General features: G+C 70.8%; 20 protein-coding genes, 1 tRNA gene, 1 pseudogene and 1 riboswitch. Of the genes and pseudogenes, 9 read left to right on the top strand and 13 right to left on the bottom strand.

Features of this window, described 5'->3' with window-relative positions; all coding sequences use genetic code 11:
• Positions 1–72: 72 nt before the first annotated feature.
• Positions 73–1416, top strand: coding sequence for an ArsA family ATPase (locus ABZ370_RS00700; protein WP_358614680.1), 1344 nt, complete (start codon positions 73–75; stop codon positions 1414–1416).
• 706 nt (positions 1417–2122) lie between these two features.
• Here the strand turns inward: ABZ370_RS00700 and ABZ370_RS00695 are convergent.
• Positions 2123–2458, bottom strand: a complete 336-nt coding sequence (locus tag ABZ370_RS00695; RefSeq protein WP_030829787.1) for a WhiB family transcriptional regulator — start codon at positions 2456–2458, stop codon at positions 2123–2125.
• Between the two features lie 407 nt (positions 2459–2865).
• Between ABZ370_RS00695 and ABZ370_RS00690 the strand changes: the two genes are divergently transcribed.
• The gene (locus ABZ370_RS00690; protein WP_358614677.1) at positions 2866–5109 is read left to right on the top strand and encodes a transglycosylase domain-containing protein; all 2244 of its coding nucleotides are present in this window, start codon (positions 2866–2868) and stop codon (positions 5107–5109) included.
• A gap of 128 nt (positions 5110–5237) precedes the next feature.
• Here the strand turns inward: ABZ370_RS00690 and ABZ370_RS00685 are convergent, their stop codons facing one another.
• Positions 5238–5705 carry a GatB/YqeY domain-containing protein gene (locus ABZ370_RS00685; RefSeq protein WP_358614675.1) on the bottom strand — a complete coding sequence of 156 codons (468 nt, stop codon included), beginning with the start codon at positions 5703–5705 and terminating at the stop codon, positions 5238–5240.
• A 77-nt stretch (positions 5706–5782) separates the two neighbouring features.
• On the opposite strand from ABZ370_RS00685, the gene ABZ370_RS00680 reads away from it, so the two are divergent.
• Both ABZ370_RS00680 and ABZ370_RS00675 read left to right on the top strand, forming a co-directional pair.
• Complete coding sequence (locus ABZ370_RS00680) at positions 5783–6712, top strand: metallophosphoesterase (protein WP_358614673.1); 930 nt, start codon at positions 5783–5785, stop codon at positions 6710–6712.
• An 86-nt stretch (positions 6713–6798) separates the two neighbouring features.
• A tRNA-Pro gene (locus ABZ370_RS00675) sits at positions 6799–6872 on the top strand.
• A gap of 80 nt (positions 6873–6952) precedes the next feature.
• On the opposite strand, the gene ABZ370_RS00670 is transcribed toward ABZ370_RS00675, so the two are convergent.
• Together ABZ370_RS00670 and metE are read right to left on the bottom strand one after the other, a co-directional pair.
• Positions 6953–7735: an aminotransferase class IV family protein gene (locus ABZ370_RS00670; RefSeq protein WP_358614671.1), complete on the bottom strand. Its 783-nt coding sequence runs from the start codon at positions 7733–7735 to the stop codon at positions 6953–6955.
• Between the two features lie 75 nt (positions 7736–7810).
• Positions 7811–10120 (bottom strand): 5-methyltetrahydropteroyltriglutamate--homocysteine S-methyltransferase, encoded by a 2310-nt coding sequence (gene metE, locus ABZ370_RS00665; RefSeq protein WP_358614669.1) that lies wholly within the window; start codon positions 10118–10120, stop codon positions 7811–7813.
• Positions 10121–10275: 155 nt separating this feature from the next.
• Positions 10276–10531, bottom strand: a riboswitch (cobalamin riboswitch).
• A gap of 289 nt (positions 10532–10820) precedes the next feature.
• Here metE and ABZ370_RS00660 point away from each other — a divergent pair.
• Positions 10821–11270, top strand: a complete 450-nt coding sequence (locus ABZ370_RS00660) for a MarR family transcriptional regulator (RefSeq protein WP_358614667.1) — start codon at positions 10821–10823, stop codon at positions 11268–11270.
• 121 nt (positions 11271–11391) lie between these two features.
• The gene (locus ABZ370_RS00655; protein WP_358614665.1) at positions 11392–13257 is read left to right on the top strand and encodes a potassium transporter TrkA; all 1866 of its coding nucleotides are present in this window, start codon (positions 11392–11394) and stop codon (positions 13255–13257) included.
• A 30-nt stretch (positions 13258–13287) separates the two neighbouring features.
• Here ABZ370_RS00655 and ABZ370_RS00650 read toward each other — a convergent pair whose 3' ends face one another.
• From ABZ370_RS00650 to ABZ370_RS00640, 3 genes are read right to left on the bottom strand one after another with little or no spacing between them, the layout of a single operon-like run.
• Positions 13288–14769, bottom strand: a complete 1482-nt coding sequence (locus ABZ370_RS00650) for a membrane-associated oxidoreductase (RefSeq protein WP_358614663.1) — start codon at positions 14767–14769, stop codon at positions 13288–13290.
• 33 nt (positions 14770–14802) lie between these two features.
• A complete protein-coding gene (locus ABZ370_RS00645) occupies positions 14803–16080 on the bottom strand; it encodes a cation:proton antiporter (RefSeq protein ID WP_358614661.1) in 1278 nt (425 codons plus the stop codon).
• 7 nt (positions 16081–16087) lie between these two features.
• A complete protein-coding gene (locus ABZ370_RS00640; RefSeq protein ID WP_358614659.1) occupies positions 16088–16558 on the bottom strand; it encodes a TrkA C-terminal domain-containing protein in 471 nt (156 codons plus the stop codon).
• Between the two features lie 190 nt (positions 16559–16748).
• On the opposite strand from ABZ370_RS00640, the gene ABZ370_RS00635 reads away from it, so the two are divergent.
• Positions 16749–17153: a hypothetical protein gene (locus ABZ370_RS00635; RefSeq protein ID WP_358614657.1), complete on the top strand. Its 405-nt coding sequence runs from the start codon at positions 16749–16751 to the stop codon at positions 17151–17153.
• Between the two features lie 457 nt (positions 17154–17610).
• Here ABZ370_RS00635 and ABZ370_RS00630 read toward each other — a convergent pair whose 3' ends face one another.
• Together ABZ370_RS00630 and ABZ370_RS00625 are read right to left on the bottom strand one after the other, a co-directional pair.
• Positions 17611–17997, bottom strand: a complete 387-nt coding sequence (locus tag ABZ370_RS00630) for a VOC family protein (protein ID WP_358614655.1) — start codon at positions 17995–17997, stop codon at positions 17611–17613.
• A 138-nt stretch (positions 17998–18135) separates the two neighbouring features.
• The gene (locus tag ABZ370_RS00625) at positions 18136–18900 is read right to left on the bottom strand and encodes a VOC family protein (protein WP_358615980.1); all 765 of its coding nucleotides are present in this window, start codon (positions 18898–18900) and stop codon (positions 18136–18138) included.
• Between the two features lie 333 nt (positions 18901–19233).
• Between ABZ370_RS00625 and ABZ370_RS00620 the strand changes: the two genes are divergently transcribed.
• A complete protein-coding gene (locus tag ABZ370_RS00620) occupies positions 19234–20511 on the top strand; it encodes a cytochrome P450 (protein ID WP_358615978.1) in 1278 nt (425 codons plus the stop codon).
• A gap of 148 nt (positions 20512–20659) precedes the next feature.
• Here the strand turns inward: ABZ370_RS00620 and ABZ370_RS00615 are convergent, their stop codons facing one another.
• The gene (locus ABZ370_RS00615) at positions 20660–21040 is read right to left on the bottom strand and encodes a nuclear transport factor 2 family protein (protein ID WP_358614653.1); all 381 of its coding nucleotides are present in this window, start codon (positions 21038–21040) and stop codon (positions 20660–20662) included.
• Between the two features lie 128 nt (positions 21041–21168).
• Here ABZ370_RS00615 and ABZ370_RS00610 point away from each other — a divergent pair, with 128 nt between their 5' ends.
• Positions 21169–23094 carry a prolyl oligopeptidase family serine peptidase gene (locus ABZ370_RS00610; protein ID WP_358615976.1) on the top strand — a complete coding sequence of 642 codons (1926 nt, stop codon included), beginning with the start codon at positions 21169–21171 and terminating at the stop codon, positions 23092–23094.
• Here the strand turns inward: ABZ370_RS00610 and ABZ370_RS00605 are convergent.
• The 3 genes and pseudogenes from ABZ370_RS00605 to ABZ370_RS00595 all read right to left on the bottom strand — a co-directional run.
• A pseudogene (locus ABZ370_RS00605) lies at positions 23084–23860 on the bottom strand (SURF1 family protein); the annotation flags it as partial. The gene ABZ370_RS00610 and the pseudogene ABZ370_RS00605 overlap by 11 nt on opposite strands.
• A gap of 103 nt (positions 23861–23963) precedes the next feature.
• Positions 23964–25214 (bottom strand): hypothetical protein, encoded by a 1251-nt coding sequence (locus ABZ370_RS00600; protein ID WP_358614651.1) that lies wholly within the window; start codon positions 25212–25214, stop codon positions 23964–23966.
• The gene (locus ABZ370_RS00595; protein WP_358614649.1) at positions 25211–25792 is read right to left on the bottom strand and encodes a SigE family RNA polymerase sigma factor; all 582 of its coding nucleotides are present in this window, start codon (positions 25790–25792) and stop codon (positions 25211–25213) included. Before ABZ370_RS00595 ends, ABZ370_RS00600 begins: the two co-directional genes overlap by 4 nt.
• Positions 25793–25841 lie beyond the last annotated feature (49 nt).

Genomic DNA, 25841 nt, shown 5'->3' with positions numbered 1-25841 from the left:
GGACCGCGGCACCGGCCGCGGTCCGGGCACGGCGCACATCCCCGGCAGCACGAGCCGTACGCAGGAGGCGGCATGAGCATGGACGTGGCACCCCGGCTGGAGACCGACGCGCTGCTGGACGACCCGCAGACCCGCATCGTGGTGTGCTGCGGCTCCGGCGGCGTGGGCAAGACCACCACGGCCGCCGCCCTGGGCGTACGGGCCGCCGAGCGCGGCCGTAAGGTCGTCGTCCTCACGATCGACCCGGCCCGGCGGCTCGCGCAGTCCATGGGCATCGACGCGCTCGACAACGTCCCGCGGCGGGTGGCGGGCGTCGGGGACGAGGCGGACGGCGAACTGCACGCCATGATGCTGGACATGAAGCGGACCTTCGACGAGTTCGTCGAGGCGCACGCCGACCCCGAGCGCGCCCGCGCGATCCTGGCGAACCCCTTCTACCAATCGCTTTCGGCCGGGTTCGCGGGCACGCAGGAGTACATGGCCATGGAGAAGCTCGGCCAGCTGCGGGCCCGCGACGAATGGGACCTGATCATCGTCGACACGCCGCCGAGCCGGTCGGCGCTGGACTTCCTGGACGCCCCGAAGCGGCTCGGCTCGTTCCTGGACGGGAAGTTCATCCGGGTGCTGATGGCTCCGGCGAAGGTCGGCGGCCGGGCCGGGATGAAGTTCCTCAACGTGGGCGTATCGATGATGACGGGCACCGTCAGCAAGGTCCTCGGCGGGCAGCTGCTGCGCGATGTGCAAACGTTCGCGGCTGCGATGGACACCATGTTCGGCGGGTTCCGCACCCGCGCCGAGGCCACCTACCGGCTGCTGCAGGCGCCCGGTACGGCCTTCCTGGTGGTGGCCGCCCCGGAGCGGGACGCCCTGCGGGAGGCCGCCTACTTCGTCGAGCGGCTGGCCGCGGATCAGATGCCGCTGGCCGGTCTCGTACTGAACCGGGTGCACGGCAGCGGCGCCGAACAGCTGTCGGCGGAACGGGCCCTGGCTGCGGCGGAGATGCTGTCTCTGAAGGACGCCGAGGTTCCCGATCCGCCGGGGGAGGGTAGCGTTCCGGCCAACCACGGCGACGGCGCGGAAAATCTTGGCGCCGACGGATTTGTCGATCCCGACTCAGGGAATGCTCAAGCCCGGAACGCCTCAGCAGCGGACAATTCCTCGGTAGCGGACCCCGACGTCTCCCCCACGTCGGTGGAGCGGCTCGCCGCGGGACTGCTCCGGCTGCACGCGGAGCGTATGCAGGTGCTCGGACGCGAGCAGCGCACCCACGACCGCTTCACGGCGTTGCACCCCGAAGTGCCGGTGGCCCAAGTGGCCGCGCTGCCTGGAGACGTACACGACCTGGCAGGGCTGCGGGCGATCGGCGATCGTCTCGCGGCGGCCCCGGCGGACCAGTCCCAGCGCACGGCAGGCTGAAGCCCAGCCCCGGCGGCGGCCCTGCGGTGAGGACGGTCGGCACGAGAGCTGTCAGGGCAGGCTGACGCCTACCCAAGTGCCCCTGGCGGGCGTGCACATGGCGCCGCGTACGACGCTGTACGCGTGCCCATACACGGGTGCGGCTGTGCACTGATACGGCCGCGCCGCTGATACGGCCATGCCACGGGTGCGGCATGGCGCGCGTGGCCACAGACCACATGGCGGCGCGCGTGACCAAGCCGTGGCGTACCCACGCTTACGGGTGCGCCCGGCACGGCTGCGCCGCGCGGCTGACACGGCCGTCATGGCACGTACGTACGCGCGTGACGCGCACGACGCACATGACGTGCGGGCCCATGACGGGCCGACGTCACGGCCAAGACGAGCCAGGACGGTACGGCGTCACAGCGCCCCGCCGCAGATCCCCAATCGTCCGCGCCGTCGCGCTCTGCCCATCCGTCCATGCACGTCGTCGTCCGTGGCGTGGCGGGCTGCCCCAGGTCCGCGGGCCCCCGCCCGTGAACCACCTTGCCCGGCCACGACCGGCCGCGACCACAGTCGCGACCGTACTCGTGTCGTGCACCCTTCCCCGTCCCGTCGTAGATGAGAGAACAAGCCCGTGACGAGGGGTGGGTGAGATGAAGTTGTGATGCGATGCGACCTCGTCGCGTACCGACCTACCGGTCTACCGGCTGCCGGCCGACCGCTATCCGACGGCAGCGAAGCGCTCGTACTCTTCGTCGTCGAAGGGCAGAATGCCCGCGCTGCGCTCGTACTCGGTGCGCGCCGTCTCCAGCAGCCTTCGCCAGGAGGTCACGGTCGGGCGGCGGCGCAGCAGCGCCCGCCGCTCGCGCTCGGTCATCCCTCCCCACACACCGAACTCGACACGGTTGTCCAGGGCATCCGCAAGGCACTCGGTGCGCACCGGACATCCGGTGCAGACCGCTTTGGCCCTGTTCTGTGCCGCGCCCTGGACGAACAGTTCATCTGGATCAGTAGTGCGGCAGGCGGCCTGCGCACTCCAGTCGGTTACCCAGCCCATGCTGGCGCCGTCCTCTCCCGAATCGGAGCTCCCCCACGGCGACAAACGGCATATTCACCGTCGCCAGTTGAGGACGTTACGGAAGGCGAGCAGGGCGCAACACCCCCTGCGGGCCCAATCTTGGATGGCCCGAACGGACTATGGGTACGCGGCAGATCACCCAACGGAGTGAGCTGACGACATTTGCGATTACTGGTGCAAACCAGGGCAGTTCACGCGGTGAACACCGGGGCAGCTCATGACACGGGACCACAATCCGGGCACGCCTCAACACTCACTCGAGTGAGGATGGGGAGGCGGGGCGATGTGATGCGATGTGGCGCGGCAGCACCTGCGTGACTGGCGTGAAACAGCGTATGCGAACACGCGGTCCCCTGTCCGGCGATTCGCCACGTAGGCTGCCCCTTATGGGTTACACGCGCTCGGGCGGAGGGCTGTCCACCGCTCAACAGGCCGCCAAGTTCCTCGGCGTCAGCGCGCTGGCCGGCGCCGTGATGGCCGGGCTGGCGCTTCCCGCCGTCGGGGCGTTCGGTCTCACGGCCAAGGAAACGGTCCAGGAATTCGACGATATTCCGGCCAATCTCAAAACGCCTCCGCTCAGCCAGCGGACCACCATCCTGGACGCGAAGGGCGGCGAGATCGCGAAGGTCTACTCGCGCGACCGCACCACCGTGAAGCTCGGGGACGTCTCCCCGTACATGCGCAAGGCGATCGTCGCGATCGAGGACGCGCGCTTCTACCAGCACGGGGCGGTCGACCTGAAGGGCGTGCTGCGCGCCGCCAACAGGAACGCGCAGAGCGGCGGCGTCTCGCAGGGCGCCTCCACCCTCACCCAGCAGTACGTGAAGAACGTCTTCGTCGAGGAGGCGGGCGACAGCAAGCAGAAGTTCGCCGAGGCCACCCAGCAGTCCATAGGCCGCAAGATCAAGGAACTGAAGTACGCGATCCAGGTCGAGAAGGAACTGGGCAAGCGGCGCATCCTGGAGAACTACCTCAACATCACGTACTTCGGGCAGCAGGCCTACGGCATCGAGGCCGCCTCCCAGCGCTACTTCAGCAAGTCCGCCAAGGACCTGAAGGTGGAGCAGGCCGCGCTGCTGGCCGGTCTCGTCCAGTCGCCGAGCCGCTACGACCCGGTCACCAACCCGAAGACCGCGAAGACCCGCCGCGACACCGTGCTGCAGCGCATGGCCGACACGAAGGACATCACCGCGGCCCAGGCCGCCGCCGCCAAGAAGAAGCCGCTCGGCCTCGACGTCAGCATGCCCCGCAGCGGCTGCATCACCGCCGTCAAGGGCGCCGGGTTCTACTGCGACTACGTCCGCCAGATCTTCCTCAACGACCCGGTCTTCGGCAAGACGGCGGCGACGCGCGCCAAGCGCTGGAACCAGGGCGGTCTGACGATCCGTACGACGCTGGACCCGCAGGCGCAGGAGTCGGTCCAGAAGTCGATCAAGTCCCATGTGTACCAGTCCGACAAGGCCGCCACCGCCGTCTCGCTCATCGAGCCGGGCACCGGCAAGGTCCTGGGCATGGGCCAGTCCAAGCCGTACGGCTTCGGCCAGGACCAGACCCAGATCAACCTCTCCGCGGACCACTCCATGGGCGGCTCGAACTACGGCTTCCAGGTGGGGTCCACGTTCAAGCCGATCACCGCGGCGGCCGCCCTCGAGCGGGGCACGAAGCCGTACAAGAGCTACTCCTCGCCGTACAAGATGGCGTACCCGAGCCCCGTCAGCACCTGCAAGGGCCCCTGGAGCAACGGCGAGGGCGCGACGGTCGAGAACGAGAACGAGACCGAGCGCGGCCCGTACGGGATGAAGGAGGCGACCGCGAAGTCGGTCAACACCTACTTCGTCCAGCTGATCAGCGACATCGGCGTCTGCCCGGTGACCGAGCTGGCCGACAAGATGGGCGTGCAGCGGGCCGACGGCAAGGAGCACCACCAGGTGCCCTCCCTCACCCTCGGCACCGAGGGCTTCTCCCCGCTGACCATGGCGAACGCGTACGCGACCTTCGCCAACCGCGGCGTCTACTGCTCCCCGGTCTTCATCGACTCGATCACCGGCCCCAGCGGCAAGAAGCTGAAGGTGCCGCAGTCGAAGTGCTCGCGCGCGATGTCCGAGAAGACCGCGGACACGATCAACACCCTGCTGCGCGGTGTGGTCGAGGACGGCACCGGTAAGCAGGCCGGTCTGCAGAGCCGGGCGAGCGCCGGCAAGACGGGTACGACGGACGAGCGGAAGGCCGCGTGGTTCGTCGGCTACACCCCGAACCTCGCGGGCGCGGTGTGGGTCGGCGGCGGCCCCGGTGCCAGCGGCCTCAAGATGGAGAACATCACCATCGGCGGTGTCCCCCACGACAAGGTCTACGGCGGTGACACCCCGGGCCCCATCTGGAAGGACGCGATGAGCGGCGCGCTGAACGGCAAGCCCGCGCCGAACTTCGTCAGCGTGCCGATCAAGGACCCCAACGCGCGCAAGCCCTCCCCGCCCAAGAAGCCGGGCAAGGGCCGCGAAAAGCCGGGCCGCGAAAAGCCCGGCAGGGGCGGCCGGGACAACCCCTGGCCGGACATCTCCCTCCCGCCGGGCGTGATCGGCGGCAATGGGAACGGCGGCAACGGGAACGGCGGCTTCGAGTGGCCCCGGTAGTCCCCGCCACTGACTGAGCGCGGCCGACCGAACACACAGAGGGAAGGGCCCGGGCGATCCGCCCGGGCCCTTCCCTCTTATCCCGCTACGCCTCCTGCGGGGAGATCCCTCGCGGGGAGTTCCCCCTGTCAGCCCGCGAGCTGCCGCTTCACCGCGGCGGCGACCCGGCCGCCCTCGGCCCGGCCCGCGATCTTCGGGTTCACGATCTTCATCACCGCGCCCATCGCCCGCGGCCCCTCGGCGCCACCCGCGACGGCCTCCCGCACCGCCTCCGCGACCAGCGCGTCCAGCTCCTCGTCCGTCAGCGGCTGCGGCAGGTACCCGGCGAGCAGCTCGCCCTCGGCCCGCTCCCGCTCGGCCTGCTCCGCCCGGCCGCCCTTGTCGAACGCCTCGGCCGCCTCGCGGCGCTTCTTCGCCTCGCGCGCGATGATCTTCTCCACCTCGGCGTCGGACAGCGTCCGGGCGCTCTCACCCGAGACCTCTTCCTTGGAGATCGCGGTGATGGTGAGCCGGAGCGTGGAGGAGCGCAGCTCGTCGCGCGCCTTGATCGCTGCGGTGAGATCGTCGTGCAGCCTGGACTTGAGCGTGGTGGTCATGGCGTCGAGTCTGCCAGCACTGGCCGGGAATCACCCGAAGATTTCTCCCCCCGCGGCGTTCTGCGACCATGGAGACCATGCGCGCGCGATACGGAGTACCTCTGGGAATCACGGCGGTCGGCGCAGCCGGTCTCGCCTACGCCGTCGGCTTCGAAGTGCGGTCCTTCAGGCTCCGCCGCATCACCGTACCCGTGCTGCCGCGCGGCATGCGGCCGCTGCGCGTCCTGCAGGTCTCCGACATCCACATGGTGAGCGGGCAGCGCAAGAAGCAGCGCTGGCTCCAGTCGCTCGCCGGTCTGCGCCCCGACTTCGTCGTGAACACCGGCGACAACCTCTCCGACCAGGAAGGCGTCCCGGAGGTCCTCGACGCGCTCGGCCCGCTGATGGAGTTCCCCGGCGCGTACGTCTTCGGCTCCAACGACTACTACGGACCGAAGCTGCGCAACCCCGCCCGCTACCTGATGGAAAAGGCCAGCGGCCACCACGGGCTGAACGGCAACGCCCCGGCAGTCGGCGCCGTCCACAACCCATGGACGGAGCTCCGCGACGCCTTCGACGCGGCGGGCTGGGTCGGCCTGTCGAACACCCGCGGCCGGCTCAAGCTGGACGACATCGAGATCGCCCTCACCGGCCTCGACGACCCCCACATCAAGCGCGACCGCTACGCCGAGGTCGCCGGGGGCCCCGAAACCGGCGCGGACCTCTCCCTCGCCGTCGTCCACGCCCCGTACCTCCGCGTCCTCGACGCCTTCACCGCCGACCGCTACCCCCTGATCCTCGCGGGCCACACCCACGGCGGCCAGCTGTGCGTCCCCTTCTACGGCGCCCTGGTCACCAACTGCGACCTGGACACCCGCCGGGTCAAGGGCCTCTCCACCCACGAGGCCGGGGACCATACCTCCTACCTCCACGTCTCCGCGGGCTGCGGCACCAACCGCTACACCCCCGTCCGCTTCGCCTGCCCCCCGGAAGCCACCCTCCTCACCCTCACCCCCCAGACCCCCTGACCCACCTCCCCGGCCCCGACCTGCGAGCCCCCGAAAACCGGATTTCGTGTCTGGCGACAGGTCCGCTAAAGTAGAGCTCGTTGCTTCGGGGTGTAGCGCAGCTTGGCAGCGCGCTTCGTTCGGGACGAAGAGGTCGTGGGTTCAAATCCCGCCACCCCGACTGAAGGAACACAGGTCAGGGCCATCTACGAGAAATCGTAGATGGCCCTGATTCGTTGTGCGTGACTGAATGCGACTCTCTTACAGCGGTTCGCCGGGGATGGACTGGTAGGTGTCTCGCAGGCGGGTGAGGAGAGGGTGGTCGGTGGCCAGCGGCGTTTCGTCGATGGCGGAGAGGGCGCGTACGCCGACGCTTGTGTTCGTGGCGAAGGCGGCGTGCATGTGCTGTGCGTCGGTGCGCGTGACGGGGGTCGGGGCCGGGGTGGGTTCGGTGTGCTGCTGGAGCAGGGCCATGGTGACTCCGGGGAGGACGTCGGCCTGGGGCCAGACCACGCCCTGGTCGCCGATGAAGCCGACGTTCCAGGTTCCGCCCTCGGAGATCCGGTCGTCCGGGCCGGTGAAGAGGGCGTCGTCGTAGCCGTCGAGCTGTGCCGCGCGGCGGGCGTGGAGCGGGCCGAACAGGCCGGTGTGCTTGACGGCCGGGACGTCGCGTTCGTAGCGGATGGTTTTCACTCGTAGGGGCGGCAGGGGCAGGGAGGCCGCGGGGCGCACGGTGACGAGGATGTTCGGGGTGTTCGCCTTCGCCGGGTGTCCCATGTCGATGGCGGGGTCGAAGATGGTGATGCGGACGACGAACGCGCCGCCGCGCTCGCCTGCCGCCTGCCGGGCGTAGTGCTGGACGAGTTCGGGATCGAGGTCCGCCCCGAAGACCGTCGCGCAGTCCCGCGTCAGGCGCTCGAGGTGGAGGCCCAGGCCGCGTACGCGGCGGTCGTCGACGCGCATGCTCGTGAAGTGCCCGTAGTTGGTGAGCGCCAGCGTCAGCGCGGCGTCGGGGTCGACAGGCTGTCCGTTCAGTTCCGCCATGCGTTCAGCTTGGCAGTACATGTACGGGGTCGGCCAACATCCGGTGGGTGCCGAGCCGACCCCGTACACGTCAGGTCAGAGAGTCGAGCGGACCTCTCGGGCCGCGGCGACGAGGTGGTCCAGGGAAGCGCGGACCTCGGGCCAGCCGCGGGTCTTCAGGCCGCAGTCGGGGTTGACCCAGAGCCGTTCGGCGGGGAGGGCGGCGAGGGCTGTGCGGAGCAGGGCGGCGGTTTCGGCGGGGCCGGGGACGCGGGGCGAGTGGATGTCGTAGACGCCGGGGCCGACCTCACGGGGGTAGTGGGCGTCGGCGAGTTCCCTGGCCACCCCCATATGGGAGCGGGCGGCTTCCAGGCTGATGACGTCGGCGTCGAGGTCGTCGATGGCCGGGAGGATGTCCCCGAACTCGGCGTAGCACATATGGGTGTGGATCTGGGTGTCCGGGCGGACGCCGACGGTGGTGAGGCGGAACGCCTCGGTGGCCCAGGCCAGGTAGGCCGGGCGGTCGGCGGTGCGCAGGGGCAGGGTTTCGCGCAGGGCGGGTTCGTCGACCTGGATGACCGGGGTTCCGGCGGCCTCCAGGTCGGACACCTCGTCGCGCAGGGCGAGGGCCACTTGGCGGGCGGTGTCGGCGAGCGGCTGGTCGTCGCGGACGAAGGACCAGGCCAGCATGGTGACGGGGCCGGTGAGCATGCCCTTTACCGGGCGGTCGGTGAGGGACTGGGCGTACGTCGTCCAGCGCACCGTCATGGGCTCGGGCCGGGAGATGTCGCCCGCGAGGATCGGGGGGCGGACGTAGCGGGTGCCGTAGGACTGCACCCAGCCGTGCTGGGTGGCGAGGTAGCCGGTGAGCTGCTCGGCGAAGTACTGGACCATGTCGTTGCGTTCGGGCTCACCGTGCACCAGGACGTCGATGCCGGTCTTCTCCTGGAAGGAGACCACGTCCTGGATCTCGGCCGCGATGCGCTGCTCGTATCCGGCGGTGTCGATGCGTCCGGCCCGCAGATCGGCGCGGGCGGTGCGCAACTCGGTGGTCTGCGGGAACGAGCCGATGGTGGTCGTCGGCAGCGCGGGCAGCCGCAGCCGGGCGCGCTGGGCCGGGGCGCGCTCGGCGTACGGCGCGGAGCGGTGGACGTCGGCGTCGGTGACGGCTCCGGCGCGGGCGCGTACGGCCGGGTCGCGGGTGAGCGCGGAGGTGGCCCGGGAGGCCAGGTCGGCGCGGTTGGCGGCGAGTTCGGCGGCGATGGCGCCGGTGCCCCGGGCGATGCCGCGGGCGAGGGTCGCGACCTCGGCGGTCTTCTGGCGGGCGAAGGCCAGCCAGCGGGCGATCCGGGGGTCGATGTCGCGTTCGGCCGCCGTATCGAGGGGGACGTGGAGGAGGGAGCAGGAGGCGGCGACGTCGACCCGGTCGGCGAGGCCGAGCAGGGTGCCGAGCGTGGACAGCGAGGCGGCGAGGTCGTTGATCCATACGTTACGGCCGTCCACGACGCCCGCGACCAGGCGCTTGCCGGGCAGACCGCCCGCGGCGGCGAGGTCGTCGAGGTTGGCGGCGGCGGGCCCGGTGAAGTCGAGCGCCAGCCCGTCCACGGGTGCCTTGGCCAGGACCGGCAGGGCCGGGCCGAGGCGGTCGAAGTACGAGGCGACCAGCAGCCGGGGGCGGTCGGTGAGGGCGCCCAGTTCGCGGTACGCGCGGGCGGCGGCGTTCAGTTCGGCGGTGGTGCGGTCCTGGACGAGCGCGGGTTCGTCCAGCTGGACCCACTCGGCGCCGGCCGCCCGCAGATCGGCCAGCACCTCCGCGTACACCGGCAGCAGCCGGTCCAGCAGGGTGAGCGGCTCGAAGTCCGGCGCGACGCCGGGGGCGGGCTTGGCGAGCAGGAGGTAGGTGACGGGACCGACCAGAACCGGCCGGGCGGTGTGACCGAGCGTGACCGCTTCCGACAGCTCGGCGGTCTGCTTCGTCGAGTTGGCGCTGAAGACGGTGCCGGGTCCGAGTTCGGGGACCAGGTAGTGGTAGTTGGTGTCGAACCACTTGGTCATCTCCAGCGGCGCGGCCTCCTGGTTGCCGCGCGCCATGGCGAAGTAGCCGTCCAGCGCGTCGGCTTCGACGGCGGCGCGGTGCCGGTCGGGGACGGCGCCGACCATGACGCTGGTGTCCAGCACATGGTCGTAAGTCGAGAAGTCGCCGGTCGGCACCTCGTGGATACCGGCGTCGGCCAGCTGCCGCCAGTTCGCCCGGCGCAGGTCGGCGGCGGTTTCGCGGAGGGCGTCGGCGCCGACCCGGCCCTTCCAGTAGCCCTCGACGGCCTTCTTCAGTTCGCGGTGGTGCCCCTGGCGCGGGTAGCCGTACACGGTGGCCCGTGCCGCCGCGGCCGCGGATGTCGCTGTCACGTAGCTCTCCTTCGCGAGCGTGTCTCTTGAAGATCCCGGCGGGATCGGGGGCGCGAAGGAGTGACGAACCCGGCGGATCGGCGCGTTCGGTACGCGCGTCCGCCTGGTGGTACGCCGACCCGCCCTCGAGGTCACCGGGATGTCCGCGCGCGAGCGGTCGCGCACGGGCAACGGGCAGGTCTTCGGACTCGCGGGCGCGCCTTGTGACGTCGTCACGTACGTCAGGTCGTGACGACGTGCCGTACGAGGCACCTACTGGCCGTCGCTTCCCGGGTCCGGCTCCCGGACCCAGTGCGTATGACGGCGGTCGTTCCCGCTCACCGCTGCGGGGCAGTCCCGGATTTCCACCGGGTTCCCTCTTGCGACGCGCCTGCCTGGCGGGCAGGGCGAACCAGCTGCGGGACCCAGCCTAGGCCGTGGCGGCGGATCGGGCATCCCCCTGCCCTGAAGTGGACCGGTGGGCGGCGGGCGGGCGGCGGCGTGCGCGGCCGGGTGGGACGAAGGGTAGAAAGGGCCTATGCCGCGCCGTCACTTAGGCTCCCAGCCCGATATCGAGGCCTCGCACTCCGAGGCCCCGAATACCTCACATACCGCCACATATGCCTCGGATACCGGACCTGTTGAGTCCGACCGGCCCGCGTCCGGCGGACCCGAGACCCACGGACCCGCGCCCCACGACCCCGAATCCGACGCCGAGGCCATGGTCACCGCCGTGCTGACCGCGTCCCGGCTGCTCCTCGCCGTCTCCGCCCGGTCCCTGGCCGCGGTGGAGGACTCCCTCACGCTGCCGCAGTTCCGGATGCTGGTCGTCCTGGACGCCGGAGGGCCGCTGAGCCTGTCCGGGCTGGCCGCGGAGCTGGGGGTCCTGCCGTCCACCGCCATGCGCATGATCGACCGCCTGGTCACGACGGGCGTGGTCGAGCGCGGCGTCTCCGCCGAGGACCGGCGTACGAGCATGATCTCGCTCACCCCGGCCGGACGGCGGATCGTGGCCGAGGTCACCGATCGGCGCCGCCAGGAGATCGCGCGCATCGTCGACGTCATGCCCGCCGGACAGCGCCGTCATCTCATCGAGGCGCTCCAGGCGTTCGCCGAGGCGGGCGGCGAACCGTCCGTCGAGGCCGGTCCGCAGGCCCACGCCGCCTGGTGACCTGCCCGTATGCCGTCTCCCCCATCGCGGCGGCCGGTGGACCCGGGTAACCCTGCGAGAATGATCAACTGCTCTGGGAGACCGTAAGTCCGGTGGGTGGCCGGGGGGATGGGGACGTGCGATGAGGCTGCGGGACCGGCTGCGGTACTGGTTCGACGGCACGATGGACCGGGGGACGCCCGCCCTGATCGGCTGGCTCGGCCTCGCCTCGCTGGCGTTGATAGCCGTGGTCTCCACGCTGGCGGTCACCTTCAGCCACGATGACACCCGCAAGAGCGGCGGCTGGTCGGGCATCGTCTGGATGAGTCTGCTGCGTACGCTCGATCCGGGCACCATGGGCGGGGACACTGGCCGACCGCTGTTCCTGGTGCTGATGCTCACGGTCACCATCGGCGGCATCTTCATCGTCAGCGCGCTCATCGGTGTGCTCACCACGGGCCTGGAGAACCGAATACAGATGCTCCGCAAGGGGCGGTCGCATCTGATCGAGCGCGGCCACACGATCGTGCTGGGCTGGTCGGACCAGGTGTTCACGGTGATCGCGGAGCTGGTGGAGGCCAATCAGAGCACCCGCCGTTCCTGTGTGGTGATCCTCGCCGACCACGACAAGGTCGACATGGAGGAGCAGATCCGCCGCCGCATCCCGGAGACCGGCCGGACCCGGGTGGTCTGCCGTTCCGGAAGTCCGCTGGAACGGGGCGACCTTGAGCTGGTGAGCCCCGACACCGCCAAGTCGATCATGGTGTTGCCGCCGGTCGGGAACGACACCGACACGGACGTCATCAAGGTGCTTCTGCTGCTCAACAGCCGCAAGTGGAAGGGCACACGGCCGAGCGTCGTGGCGGCCGTGGAGAGTTCGGACAACCTGCCCGCGGCCCGCCTCGCCTCCGGCCCGAGCGCCCTGATCATCGACGCCGACGACATCGCCGTACGGCTCATCGCCCAGGCCCACCGGCAGTCGGGGCTGTCCAGCGTCTTCAACGAACTGCTCAGCTTCGAAGGCAACGAGTTCTACTTCCGCAACGAGCCCGCGCTGGCGGGTTCGTCGTACGCGGACACGCTCGGCCACTACGCGCTGGGCATGGCCGCCGGGCTGCGCAGGAGCGACGGCGAGGTGCTGGTCAACCCGCCGATGGACACCGTCGTCCGGGCCGACGACCAGCTGCTGGTGATGGCCGAGGACGATCTGCTGATACGGCGCGCCGACACCCGGCCCGAGATCGTCCCGTCGGCGATCACCACCGCGCCCGGCCGTCCGCCGGTGCCGGACCGCACCCTGCTGATCGGCTGGAACTCCCGGGCGTCGAAGCTCATCACGCTGCTGGACAGCTTCGTCGAACCCGGTTCGACGGTGGACATCGCGGCACTGCGGCGGCCGCGCAAGGGGGTGCCGGAGGGGCTGCGGAACCTGACCGTCGGCCACCGGCGGTGCGAACCGACCCGCAGGTCGTCCCTGGAGTCCCTCGACCTCGGCCGCTACCAGCACATCGTGGTGCTGTCCGACGACACCGTCGACCCCCGGCGCGCCGACGACCGGACGCTGGTGACGCTGCTGCACTTGCGCGACATCGAGGTGCGGCTCGGCGACCCGTACTCGATCGTCACGGAGATGAACGACGACAGCAACCGGGAGATCGCCCAGGTCACCAAGGCCGACGACTTCATCGTCAGCACCAAGGTCATCAGCCTGCTGCTGACCCAGCTGACCGAGAACCGCGACCTCTACAAGGTGTTCATCGACCTCTTCGACCCGGAGGGTTCGGAGATCTACCTCAAACCGGCCGCCAACTACCTGGTGCCCGGGGCCGAGGCCAACTTCGCGACGGTCATCGAGGCGGCACGGCGGCGCGGCGAGACGGCCGTCGGCTACCGGCTGGCCCGCCACGCCGACGTACCGCCCACCTACGGTGTCTTCCTCAACCCCGACAAGGGCGCGCCGCTGGTCCTGGACGAGGGCGACGCGATCGTCGTGCTCGCGGAGGAGTGACGCGGTCGGGATGACACACGATCCCGTTCTCTACTGACGGCTCAGCGAACGGCTGACGCCCGCCACGGTGGTCGTGGCCAGAATCCAGCCGGTGACGATCAGGAGGTACGAGAGCCACTGGTACCCGCCGCGCGGGGCGAAGGCGCCCTCCTGCCCGAAGCCGACGATGGGGAGGAGCAGGTCGAGGGTGTAGAAGACCGGGTTGAAGTCGGGCGCCTCGCCGGACTTCAGCGGCCGCGGATGGTGGAGGGCGAACGCGAGGGTGCCGGTCAGCAGCAGGGCGACGAGCCACCCGGCGGCGCGCAGGGGGCGGAAGCCGTAGCCGACGGTGACGTCCTGGAGGTGGCCCCAGGCGCGGGCGTAACGGGGAAGGGTGCGGCGGTGGCGGCGGAGCTTGGCGAGCTGGACGGTGCGGGCGGCGGCCTCGTCGCCCGCGGTGCGGTAGGCGGTGGCCAACTGCTCGTAGGAGGCGGGGAGGTAGCCCTCCTTCTCGCGTTCCAGCAGTGGCAGCCGCTCCTCGGCGGGGAGGTGCGGGGCGAGGCTTCGGTAGCCGAGGCCGTCGATCCTGACGCGGTCGGGCCAGACCTCGGGACGGATGTGCAGCAGGTCGATCTGGGAGCGTCGCAGGTTCACATCGCCCTCGATGCGCGCGGCTTCGCGGAACCACAGCTCGCCGATGACGCAGCTGCTGGCGCGCAGGGCCTGGCCGCCGGGGGCGGACAGCCGGGCGTAGACGAAGCTGAGGTGGCCGGGCACCCGGGCCCCGCTGAGGTTGACGCGGCCGTGGGTGCGCAGGCGCATGGCGCGCAGATCGTTGCCGACGGACAGTTTCTCGGCCTGCAGGGCGGTACCGCCGGGGGCGTGGAGTTCGCTGTCGTCGAGGTTCACCTGGCCGGTGACGGTGGTTTCGTCGAGCCGTATCCGGCCGTGGGCGACGAGCCCCTCGGCCCGGATGTCGGCGCCGACGGCCGCGTGGTTGAGCTGGAGCAACGGCTCCTCGCGGCGGTCGTCCGGATGTCCCAGGCGCGCCCCGTCGAGGAAGAACCCTCCGGTGATCTGCGCCCCCGCGAGCCGTATCGGGCCGGTCACGCGGCAGCGGGACATCCGCAGGACGCCCTCGGTGTGCAGGGCCCCGGCGGTAAGCCCCGGCAGTGCGGAGCCGCTGAGCACGAGGACGCGCAGCCGGGCCCCGTACAGCTGCGGCGTCCGCTCGAAGTGGCATGACCGCAGCCGTACGGCGTGCTCGATCACCCCGTACTTCAGACGCAGCTCCCCGGTGATGCGCGCGCCGCGCACCTTCAGGCCCGCCACCTCGCCGTCGCGCGTGGGCCCGTCGAGCAGCAGCGCGCGCAGCACCTCGGCCCTTATGGTGCGTTCGGGGCCCCAGGAACCGCCGTCTTGGGGGTCGTCGTCGGGGTCGTCGTCGGCGCCTTCGCGGAAATCGACGCCCTCATCGAACGGGAAGGCCCGCCAGACGCGCCGCTCCGCCGGTGTCAGGTCCGTGATCTCCACCGGCGGGATCGTGTCGCGGGGGCGTGAGGGGTGTCAACCGCGTTGCGTTTCACGGGCTTTGGGCTCGGTGGCGTCGTCGGGTTCGGTGGCGGCTTCGGGCTCGATGGCGGTTTTAGGCTCGGAGTCGGTGGCTTCGGCCGCCCCGGCCGCGGGCTTGGAGCGGAAGAGGCGCCGTGCCAGGGGCTGGGTCCAGCGGGCGGTGAGGGGCCCGATGACGACCAGGATCAGGACGTACGCCGTGGCCAGGGGGCCCAGCGACGGTTCGATGCCCGCGGTGACGGCGAGTCCGGCGATGACGATGGAGAACTCGCCGCGCGCCACCAGGGTGCCGCCCGCGCGCCACCGGCCCTTGACGGAGATCCCGGCACGCCGCGCGGCCCAGTAGCCGGTGGCGATCTTGGTGCAGGTGGTGACGACGGCCAGGGCCAGCGCGGGCAGCAGGACCGGCGGGATGCTGGCGGGGTCGGTGTGCAGGCCGAAGAAGACGAAGAAGACGGCGGCGAACAGGTCGCGCAGCGGGCTGAGCAGGTTGTGGGTGCCCTCGGCGACCGAGCCGGTCAGCGCGATGCCGACCAGGAAGGCGCCCACGGCCGCGGAGACCTGGAGCTGCTGGGCTATCCCGGCGACCAGCAGGGTCAGGCCCAGCACCACCAGCAGCAGCTTCTCGGGATCGTCGCTGGAGACGAAGCGGGAGATGTGACGGCCGAAGCGGACGGCGACGAAGAGGACGAGGCCCGCGACGCCGAGCGCGATGGCGAGGGTGACGCTGCCCGCGGCCAGCGTGACACCGGCCAGCAGGGCGGTGACGATCGGCAGATAGACGGCCATCGCCAGGTCTTCGAGGACCAGGATGGACAGGATGACCGGGGTTTCGCGGTTGCCGAGCCGGCCGAGGTCGCGGAGGACCTTGGCGATGACGCCGGACGACGAGATCCAGGTGACCCCGGCCAGCACCACGGCGGCCACCGGGCCCCAGCCCAGCAGCAGCGCCATGACGGCACCGGGCAGGGCGTTGAGCGTGGCGTCGACCAGCCCGGCCGGGTACTGGGTCTTGAGATTGCTGACCAGATCGCTGGCGGAGTACTCCAGGCCGAGCATCAACAGCAGCAGGACGACGCCGATTTCGGCGCCGATCGCGACGAATTCCTCACTGGCCCCGAGCGGCAGCAGCCCGCCCTCGCCGAAGGCCAGCCCGGCGAGCAGATAGAGGGGTATGGGCGAGAACTGGAAGCGTCCGGCGAGTCGGCCCAGCAGTCCCAGCCCGAGGATGACCGCACCGAACTCGATCAGGAAGACGGCAGAAGAGTGCATCTGTCTGTCACTCCCGCCCCAATATCGCCGCGGCGGCTTCCACGCCCTCGCGCGTGCCGATCACGATCAGGATGTCCCCACCGGCCAGCCGGAAGTCCGGGGCCGGGGAGGGGATGGCGTCCGCCCGGCGCAGCACGGCCACGATGGAGGTGCCGGTATCGGTGCGGGTGCGCGTCTCGCCCAGCACCCGCCCGTTCCAGTACGAGTACGCGGACAGCTCGATCCGCTCGGCGACCAGCCCCAGTTCGGTGGTGGACAGCAGCGTGGGGCTGTGGTGCGCGGGCATCAGCGCGCTGATGAGCGCCTCCGCCTCGCCCGGTGTGAGCCGGGTGGACAGGGCGCACTCGTCGGGGTCCTCCCGGCGGTACGCGCTCAGCGTCCGTCCGCCGTCGCGGTGCGCCACTACCGAGACCCTGCCCTGGTCCCGCGTCGTCAGGTCGTAACGGACTCCGATGCCCGGCAACGGCGTACTGCTCAACCGCGGAACACCCACAGCGATCCCCTCGTTCGTGCGCGCCCTGCGTGCTGGTCGCGCGGGTCGTAGTGTCGTCCGGCCACCGTAACAAATGGTAAAGAGTAAGTAATGGCGGGAAGTGCTCCGGGGCCCGGTGGAACAATCCGCGTTCGGATGTCCGTGACCCGGGAGACGCGCGAGAAAGACGGGGATCATGATCGAGTGGCGGCAGCTCAGCGTCGGTATGAGGCCCGTTCCCGAGCCCGTCGCCACCCCGGTCATCTGGTCGGCGGCGTTCGCCGGGGCCCTGCTGCTGGTGGCCGTCCTCAACTCGCTCGGCGGGCACGGGCGGCCGACGCTCGCCCTGATAGCGCTGTCGCTGTTCGCCGCCGTGCTCGGGCTGTGCGCGCGGTTCGTGGCAGCGCCGGGGACGGCCCTGCTGTGCTGGCTGTTCCTCAACGCCTTCGCCATCCCGCCCGCCGGGGAGCTGACCTGGGCGGGCCACCGCGACAGCACCTGGCTCTGCTGCCTGCTCGGCGCGACCGTCGTCGGAACGGCCTGCGCCCGAGTCGTCAACGCCCGCGCGGGCTACCGGCGCATCACGCCACGCGACGGCTGACGGGAACCGGGCGACCGACGGCGGGCAGCTGGCGACCGGCGGCGTGCTCCGCGCGGCTTGCGCAGCTTCCTCGTGGCTTGCGCGCGGCTTGCTCGCCCGGCTTCCGCGCGGCCCGGATCGCGGGAAGAATGGCGCCATGACCGAGCGCAAGCCACCGGGCATCAGCTTCGAGACATAGGCCGCCGCGAAGGCACCGTCGGAGCGTGCCGTCCGGGAAATCGTCTCGGACATCAACGACAAGATCCGCGAAGCGATCCGGCGCCCTCCCCCCGGGCCCTCCGCTCAATCTGGCGCCCCTCGACGCCGACGAGATCGTTCAGGAGTGGCGGGAGCGGCAGGAGCGGCGGGAGCGGCAGGAGCGGCGGGAGCGGCAGCCGGAGGACGAGGGCTGATCAGGCCGGTGCGGCCGGGGCACAGGGCCCCGGCCGCGCCGGACCGCCCCTCGCCTCGGGAGGGGCTACTCCTCGTTGCCGTAAGGCCGGGTGATGATCTCCATGCCATGGCCGGCCGGGTCCATGAAGTACAGCCCGCGGCCGCCGTAGTGGTGGTTGATCTCGCCCGGCTGCTTACCGTGCGGATCGGCGTAATACGTGATGCCCTGCTCCCGTATCCGCTGGAACGCCGCGTCGAACTCCTCGTCGGAGATGAGGAACGCGTAGTGCTGCATGGTGATCGACTCGGCCGGGATACTGGCGAAGTCCAGGGTGACCCCATTGCTGGTGGAGACCGGTATGAACGGGCCCCAGGCGTCCCCCACCTCCAGGCCCAGAATAGTGGCCAGGAATTCGGCGGATTCCCGGTTGTCCCGGGAGTGGACGATGGTGTGATTCAGCTCTACCGACACTGTGGAATGCCTCCCATTAAGGCAATCTCACGGGCACCTCCATGCCTCACCCAGCCGGTGACCGACACGCGATGCCGTATCTCCGATCCTAGGCACCGCCCGGCTCCCCCGTCGAGGCCGTTACCGAATCTCAGGCCGTTACCGAACCTCCTGGCCGGAACCTCTCACGACCGCCGCCACGCTGAAGATTCCGCCCTCCGTGTCACGGAGGCCCGCGATACGGCCGTACGGGGTGTCGACCGGCGGGGAAACAACGCTTCCGCCCAGTTCCACGGTGCGTTCCGAGACCCGGTCGGCGTCCTCGACCCGGAAATAGGCATGCCAGCGGGGCCGCACCGTCGGATCGGGGGCGGCCTCCAGTGCGCCGCCGCGCAGCCCGGCCACCGCTTTCCCGTCGATGTGCAGGACCACCCGGTCATGCTCGAAGCGGACATCGCACCGCTCCCGCGGCTGAGCGTCCCAGCCGAAGACAGGGCCGTAGAAAAGCGCCGCGTCGAACGCGTCACGCGTACGCAATTCCAGCCACACGGGGGCACCCGGTCTGCGCTCACCCCACCAGGCGGAGGTGAGATCCCCCTCCCAGATACCGAAAACCGCACCGTCCGGATCGGCCGCCCAGGCCACCCGGCCATTGCCGAATTCCAGCGGCCCGACCGCGACCGTCCCCCCGCGCTCCTGGACGCGCCAGGCGACCTCGTCCGCGCTGTCCGCCGCGAAGTACGTCGTCCAGGTGACGGGCAGCGTCACATCCGCCGACGGGGCCGACGCGCCGATGCCGACCGTCGGTACGCCATCGCCGGTGCACGCGATCGTGTAACGGCCGTGCCCGTACCGCGTGGGCCGGAACGTCCAGTCGAAGAGATCTCCGTAGAAGGCGTGCGCGCGGTCCAGATCGGCTGCCATCAGGCTCACCCAGCACGGTGCTCCCTGGACAGCACGGAACCTCTCCCGCAAGCCGCTCACCTCACTCCGCTCACTCCGCGTCCCTCACGGCGCGCAGCCGTCGCGCCCGCGCTCCTCGCGCGCACCGCCGTTCCCGCACGTAGCCGCGCGCAGCCCTCATCGCTCGCGCATCACGCCCGATATCTCACTTTCCTCCGATCCCCCGGCCCGCGCCACCGCACTGATCGCGAAGCGGCCCGGGGAGCGGCGGCGGTGCGCCTGTGGCACATCACACCGGGACGCGTCCGCGAACGTGTGACGGACGACCCGCCACGGCAGGGCAGTATTGCGCCCATGTCGAATCTCCGCTCAAACATCGTCACCTGGCTCGGCCGCAAGTACTTTACGAAGTTTCAGAAGAACGGGTTCGATCTGTCCAAGTTGTCCTTCCTTCCCGATGCCACACTGGCACCGCTGAAGCGTGACGGACTCGACCCCGTGGCCGATCTCTCCACAACCCGGGCAAAGGAACCCATCAGTAAGATTTGGCTCCCTTTCGGGATCAACGGCTGGCTCGTCACCGGTTATGACGAGACCAAGGCGGTTCTCGGAAAGGCGAAGGGGTTCAGCTCCGACTTCACCAACCTCGCCGAGAAGACCGTCGGCCTCGCCCAACAGCAGAATCCCGGCGGCCTCGGCTTCAGCGATCCACCAACGCATACGAGACTGCGACGGCTGCTGACGCCCGAATTCACCATGCGGCGGCTCAGCAGGCTCACCCCGCGCATCCACGCCATCGTGGAGGAGCGGCTGGACGAGATGGCCGCGGCCGAGGGCCCGGTCGACCTGGTGGAGATGTTCGCGCTCCCCATTCCGGCCCTCGTCATCTGCGAACTCCTCGGCGTTCCCTATGAGGACCGCGAGGACTTCCAGCAGCACAGCACGGCACGTTTCGACCTGGGCAGCGGCGCGAACGCGTCCTTCGGCGCCATGTCGGACTCGCTGACATATCTGCACGGAATCGTCCGCAAGCAGCGTGAATCACCGGGTGACGGACTGCTCGGCATGCTGGTGAAGGAACACGGCGACGAAATCGACGACGAGGAGCTGGCGGGGCTGGCCGACGGGGTGCTGACCGGCGGTCTGGAAACCACCGCGAGCATGCTGGCGCTGGGCACGCTCGTACTGCTCCAGTCCCCCGAACAATTCGCCGCGGTACGCGATGAGGAAGACGTCATCGACCGTTTCGTCGAGGAGCTGCTGCGTTATCTCACCGTCGTCCAGGTGGCGTTCCCGCGGTTCGCGCGCGAGGACATGGAGATAGCGGGCACAAAGATATCCGCGGGCGACATGGTGCTGTGCTCGCTGAGCGGAGCGAATCGCGATGAGAAGCTGGGCCCGGACATGGACCGGGTCGATCCGCACCGGCAGACGCCGTCTCATCTGGCCTTCGGCTACGGCATTCACCGCTGCATCGGCGCCGAACTGGCCAAGATGGAACTCCGCGCGGCCTACCCCGCGTTGATCCGGCGATTCCCGGAGATGCGGCTCGCCGTGGACGCCGACAAGCTCAAATTCCGGAAGCTGTCCATCGTCTACGGCGTCGAGACGCTGCCGGTGAAGCTGCGCTAGGTGAGCGCCGGAGGGGTGGAGGGGGACGGGGAGAGCCAGGGGGCGAGGGCGGGGAATCGCGGGGGGAATACGGGGAGATGGGGGATTCAGCGGGTGGGGATCTGCTGAGTGGGGATCTACTGGGTGGGAATCGCTTGGTGGGGGTTCGTCAGAAGCGCTCGGTCAGTTGCTCACGCCCGACCGGCGGCTCATAGGCGGCGGGCCGGAAATCGGTGATGGTCTGAATCCTGCCGTCCGGTGTTGAGGTGAAGAAGCTGATGGCCTGCGTCTCCTCCTCGTCCTCCTCATCACTGAACCGGACCCAGGAGACCGCCTGGGTGGCGTCGGCGACCACGCGCTCGACCTCCAGGCTCCACTCGCCGAGCTGTTCGGCGTTGAGGCGGACCACGCCCTCGCGGCCGACCACCCGCTCCCGGGTCTGTGGAAACTCGTAGCAGACGTCGTCGGCGAGGGTCGCGCCGAACGCCCTCCAGTCCCTGGCCTGGGCCGTTGCCCAGTATGTCTCCACGGTTGCGGCTATGTCGCCCATCGTCTCCCCCTCCATTACGGCCCATCTGTCCATGCCCGCCGCGAACGTTATCCACAGGCGCGAGGGGATGCCAGCGCGGATGTCGGGATGCGGCGCAGAATGGGGGCATGACTGAGAGCACGGAGTCCATGCCGGACTGGGAAAAGCGGTTTCGGGCACCGCGAGTGGGGTTGCCGGAGTGGGCGGAGGACGCCCCGGACCGGTCGCTGTTCGTCTCGAACGCCACGGGCACATACGAGCTGTACGCATGGGACCGCGCCACCGGCGCGCAGCGGCAGGTGACGGACCGGCCGAACGGGACGACGGACGGGGTGCTGACCCCGGACGGCCGGTGGATCTGGTGGTTCTCGGATACCGATGGTGATGAGTTCGGGGTGTGGCTGCGCCAGCCCTTCGACGGCTACGGCAGCAGCACGGACGGCAGCACAGGCAGCGGCAACACAGGTGACGGCAGCACGGGCGGCGGCGAGGCCGGGGAGAAGCGGGCGGACGAGCCCGCGGCGCCCGGTCTCGAACCCTCCTACCCGGCGGGTCTCGCGATCGGCCGGGACGGCACGGCGATCGTCGGCCGGTCCACGGACGAGGAGGGCTCGACGATCCATGTGGTGCCGCCCGGCGCCGAGCCCCGGGAGATCTACCGGCACCGGGAGTCGGCCGGGGTGGGCGACCTGTCGTACGACGGGACGCTGATCGCGGTCGAGCACACCGAGCACGGCGACGCCATGCACTCGGCGATCCGGGTCGTCCGGCTCGACGGGTCGGCGGTCGCGGAGCTGGACGACACCAAGGGCGGCACCGAGGAGCTGGGCCTGGCCGTCATGGGCTTCGCACCGGTCGCCGGGGACACCCGGCTGCTGGTCGGGCACCAGCGGCGGGGCCGGTGGGAGCCGATGGTGTGGGACCCGCTGACCGGGGTGGAGACGGCCCTGGCCATCGACCTGCCGGGCGACGTCGGCGCGGACTGGTTCCCGGACGGCTCGGCGCTGCTGGTCTCCCACGACCACCAGGCGCGCGGCGAGCTGTGGCGGTATGAGCTGGCCTCCGGTGAGCTGACCCGCGTCGATACCCCGGCCGGGACGATCGGGGGCGCCTCCGCGCGGCCGGACGGCTCGATCGAGTTCCTGTGGTCCTCGGCCGAACGGCCGCCCCAGGTGCGGTCGACGAGCGGGCGGACCGTGCTCGACCCGCCGGGGTTCAAGGCCCCGGTGTCGGTACCGGTCACCGACGCCTGGGTGGACGGACCGGGCGGGCGGGTGCACGCGCTGGTGCAGAAGCCCGAGGGCGAGGGCCCCTTCCCCACCGTCTTCGACATCCACGGCGGGCCGACCTGGCACGACAGCGACGCGTTCGCGGCGGGCACGGCGGCCTGGGTCGACCACGGTTTCGCCGTCGTCCGGGTCAACTACCGCGGCTCCACCGGATACGGGCGGGCCTGGACGGACGCGCTCAAGCACCGGGTCGGGCTGATCGAGCTGGAGGACATCGCGGCGGTCCGGGAGTGGGCGGTGGCCTCAGGGCTGGCCGATCCCCGGCGGCTGGTGCTGTCGGGCGGCTCCTGGGGCGGCTATCTGACGCTCCTGGGCCTGGGCACCGAGCCCGAGGCCTGGGCGCTGGGCCTGGCCGCGGTCCCGGTGGCGGACTATGTGACGGCCTACCACGACGAGATGGAGGCCCTGAAGGCAATGGACCGCACGCTCCTCGGGGGCACCCCGGAGGAGGTGCCGGAGCGCTTCGCGGCGTCCTCCCCGCTGACCTACGTGGACGACGTGCGGGCGCCGGTCTACATCTCGGCCGGGGTGAACGATCCGCGCTGTCCGATACGGCAGATCGACAACTACGTGGAGCGGCTGGTGCACCGCGGCGCACCGCACGAGGTGTACCGCTACGACGCGGGGCACGGCTCGCTCGTGGTCGAGGAGCGGATCAAGCAGTTGCGCTTGGAGATCGATTTCGCTCAGCGTCATCTGAGTCTGCCGAGTCCGAGTCTTCCAAGTCCGGGGCGCGGTCCGGCCGCGGCGGACCGGTCGGAGGAGCCGCGGGCCCGTCCGGAGTGAGTCCCAGCGCGAGGTCGCGGGCGGCCTCGACCTCGCGTCGGAAGAGCCGGAACCACATGAAGACCACGAAGCCCGCGAAGACGAACCACTCGCCGGTGTAGCCGAGGTTCTGGAACGCCTTGAGGTCCAGCCCGGTGCCCTCCGCCACGACGGGGGGCACCGGCCGCAGGGCCCCGGGCGCCTGAGAGGAGGTGATCCACGCGTCGTACACCGTGTACGGCACCAGATTGACCAGCGAGGCGTCACTGATCATGCCCAGCTGACCGCGCGGCAGCGCGCCGCTCGCGGTCACCCCGCCGCTGCCCTCGTGCTCGGTCGCCTGCAGCGCTCCGACGACCGTCACCCGGCCGGACGGCGGTGCGGGCACCCCGGCGGTGTCGGCCTTGGAGGAGGCGTCCCCGGGCAGCCAGCCCCGGACGACGGGCAGCGCCCTGCCCCCGTCGGTGCGCAGCAGTGTCAGCACATAGAAGCCGGTTCGGTCGCCGAGCCGCCGGTCGGGTACGAGGAGTTGGTGTTCGGTGTCATACCGGCCGGTGGCAGTCGCCCGCCGCCCCGAGGTCTCCGTGGTGACCGGCAGCAGGTCGTGCAGTGGCTTCACCGCGGCCTTCTCGGCACCGGCCGCGTCGTTCTGCTGCTGCTCGTGGGTGTCGATGCGCGTCTCGAAGCGGCTGAGCTGCCAGCTGCCCATGAAGAGGCAGAACGGGATCGCCAGCACGGTGAACACGTTGATCACCCACCAGCGGGGTGTCAGCAGAAACCGATACACACCCCCACGGTACGGGCCCCGCGGCGGGGCCTCGGCGGCGGGCCCCGGCTTCACGCCGCCGGGAGGACCGGGAAGAGGCTCAGGAGAAGACTCAAGGGGAGGCTCAGGAGGGGGCCAGCAGGCCGGTGCCGTAGACCGTCCCCGCGCAGGCGCCGTTCAGGGTCACGCTGCCGACCGCGGGCTCGCCCGCCTCCGGCGTATAGCTGACCTGGACACTCGCGGCGGGCTGCTCGCCACCGCCGCCCGGGGCACCGCTCGGTTCCCCCGAGCCGGGCTGGTCCGCCGGGCCGCCGGCGGCATCCGGGGAGGGGGTGGAGCTCGGCGGATCGCCGCCGGAGGTGGGGCATCCGCCGCCGCCCGACGCCGGTATCCATGCGAACCGGACGTCGTACCCCTGGCCCGGCTGAAGGATCAGACTGCCCGGCTCGGTGGCCGGGTCGGGCAGCCCACCGGCCGCGTCCCCCGCCGTGTGATCGACGAAGAAGACCTTCGCCGGGTCCGCCGCGCCCTGCGCGGCCACCCCGAAGGTGCCGTCGCCCTCGACCATGCAGGCCTGACCGGAGGTGTTCACGACACGGAACGAGCCATAGATCCGGCCCTCGGCGTCCGCCGCTCCGCCCGACCCGCCGCTGCCGCCGAGCTGGGTGCGGGAGCAGGTGGGCGAGGTGGCGTTCAGCGTGCTGGTGGGGTCGGGGACGGTGCCGCCCGAGGCGCCGCCCGGCCCGCCCTTGGACGGCTTGTCCTCGCCCTTCTCGCCGTCCTTGCCCCGGTGGTCGCGTTGATCCGTCCGGGCCTTGTCGGAGGGCCCGTCGGGGTCCTTGCCGCCGCTGCCCTCGCCGCGCCCGCCGCTGTCGCCCTCCTGGGGGGTGCGATGGCTGCTGGCCGCGTTGGCCGGGCGGCCGTTCGAGGTGTTGCTGGCGGACGTGACGTGCACCAGCGCGGGCAGCGCGGCACCGCCGAGCACCACCGCCGCCACGGCCCCGACCAGAGCCTGGCGTCGCCGCGCCCGGCGGGCGGGCACGGCACGCCGCAGATGCTCCAGGGAGTGCGGGGTCGGCTCCAGTTCATCCACCGCGTGGTGCAGCATCCGCCGTAGCGCCTGCTCGTCCACGTCACCCGGGCCGCCCATGTCACCTGGGCCATCCGCGCCACCCGCGCCGGATATGGCACTCACGTCGTCCGCGCCGCTGCCGCCGCTGCCGCCGGAACCCGCTCCGGCGGGGCCGCCGTCCGTGCCCGTTCCGTCCGTGCCCGCTCCGTCCGAACCCGCTTCGGCGGGACCGGCCTCCGGTGACCCTCGGCCGTCCTTCCGGTCGGGGTCCTCCGGGCCCGGTGTGTCGTTCTCGTGGTTCATGCGGGAGCCTCCATGGCGACGCGGAGCGCCGCGATGCCGCGCGAGCCGTACGCCTTGACCGAGCCGAGCGATATGCCCAGCGTCTCGGCCACCTGGGCCTCGGTCATATCGGCGAAGTAGCGCAGCACGAGGACCTCGCGCTGGCGGCGCTGCAGTCCCTTCATCGCCTTGATCAATTGATCGCGCTCCAGCAGGTCGTACGCGCCTTCCTCGGCACTGGCCATGTCGGGCATCGGCTTGGAGAGCAGCTTCAGCCCGAGGATGCGGCGGCGCAGCGCGGAGCGGGAGAGGTTGACGACCGTCTGCCGCAAATAGGCGAGGGTCTTCTCCGGATCGCGGACTCTTCGGCGCGCCGAGTGCACGCGGATGAACGCCTCCTGCACCACGTCCTCGCAGGACGCGGTGTCGTCGAGGAGGAGCGCGGCGAGACCGAGCAGCGACCGGTAGTGGGCGCGGTAGGTCTCGGTGAGGTGATCGACTGTGGTGCCCGCTGCCATCGCCATCGCGTCGTCAGCGCCCTCGCGCCCTGTCGCGAGGGGCGCGGGGCGCGCGGCAGACCATGGCGCGATCACCGGCATGCCGCCTGATGTGCGCGGACGCGGGGGGCGCACTGCCACGCCGCCGCGC

This window comes from Streptomyces sp. NPDC005962 (assembly GCF_040629205.1).
Taxonomy (GTDB): Bacteria; Actinomycetota; Actinomycetes; order Streptomycetales; family Streptomycetaceae; genus Streptomyces.
The sequence above is the reverse complement of the archived record's forward strand: the minus strand, read 5'-3'. Positions and strand labels throughout refer to the sequence as shown.

Excerpts from the sequence above, each read along its gene's own strand:
- ABZ370_RS00635 (WP_358614657.1), top strand. The coding sequence starts at position 16,749 with ATGATCGAGTGGCGGCAGCTCAGCGTCGGTATGAGGCCCGTTCCCGAG.
- ABZ370_RS00690 (WP_358614677.1), top strand. The coding sequence starts at position 2,866 with ATGGGTTACACGCGCTCGGGCGGAGGGCTGTCCACCGCTCAACAGGCC.
- ABZ370_RS00685 (WP_358614675.1), bottom strand. The coding sequence starts at position 5,705 with ATGACCACCACGCTCAAGTCCAGGCTGCACGACGATCTCACCGCAGCG.
- ABZ370_RS00600 (WP_358614651.1), bottom strand. The coding sequence starts at position 25,214 with ATGAACCACGAGAACGACACACCGGGCCCGGAGGACCCCGACCGGAAG.
- ABZ370_RS00670 (WP_358614671.1), bottom strand. The coding sequence starts at position 7,735 with ATGGCGGAACTGAACGGACAGCCTGTCGACCCCGACGCCGCGCTGACG.
- ABZ370_RS00660 (WP_358614667.1), top strand. The coding sequence starts at position 10,821 with ATGGTCACCGCCGTGCTGACCGCGTCCCGGCTGCTCCTCGCCGTCTCC.
- ABZ370_RS00610 (WP_358615976.1), top strand. The coding sequence starts at position 21,169 with ATGCCGGACTGGGAAAAGCGGTTTCGGGCACCGCGAGTGGGGTTGCCG.
- ABZ370_RS00595 (WP_358614649.1), bottom strand. The coding sequence starts at position 25,792 with ATGCCGGTGATCGCGCCATGGTCTGCCGCGCGCCCCGCGCCCCTCGCG.
- ABZ370_RS00645 (WP_358614661.1), bottom strand. The coding sequence starts at position 16,080 with ATGCACTCTTCTGCCGTCTTCCTGATCGAGTTCGGTGCGGTCATCCTC.
- ABZ370_RS00620 (WP_358615978.1), top strand. The coding sequence starts at position 19,234 with ATGTCGAATCTCCGCTCAAACATCGTCACCTGGCTCGGCCGCAAGTAC.
- ABZ370_RS00700 (WP_358614680.1), top strand. The coding sequence starts at position 73 with ATGAGCATGGACGTGGCACCCCGGCTGGAGACCGACGCGCTGCTGGAC.
- ABZ370_RS00680 (WP_358614673.1), top strand. The coding sequence starts at position 5,783 with ATGCGCGCGCGATACGGAGTACCTCTGGGAATCACGGCGGTCGGCGCA.
- ABZ370_RS00625 (WP_358615980.1), bottom strand. The coding sequence starts at position 18,900 with ATGGCAGCCGATCTGGACCGCGCGCACGCCTTCTACGGAGATCTCTTC.
- ABZ370_RS00655 (WP_358614665.1), top strand. The coding sequence starts at position 11,392 with ATGAGGCTGCGGGACCGGCTGCGGTACTGGTTCGACGGCACGATGGAC.
- ABZ370_RS00615 (WP_358614653.1), bottom strand. The coding sequence starts at position 21,040 with ATGGGCGACATAGCCGCAACCGTGGAGACATACTGGGCAACGGCCCAG.
- ABZ370_RS00695 (WP_030829787.1), bottom strand. The coding sequence starts at position 2,458 with ATGGGCTGGGTAACCGACTGGAGTGCGCAGGCCGCCTGCCGCACTACT.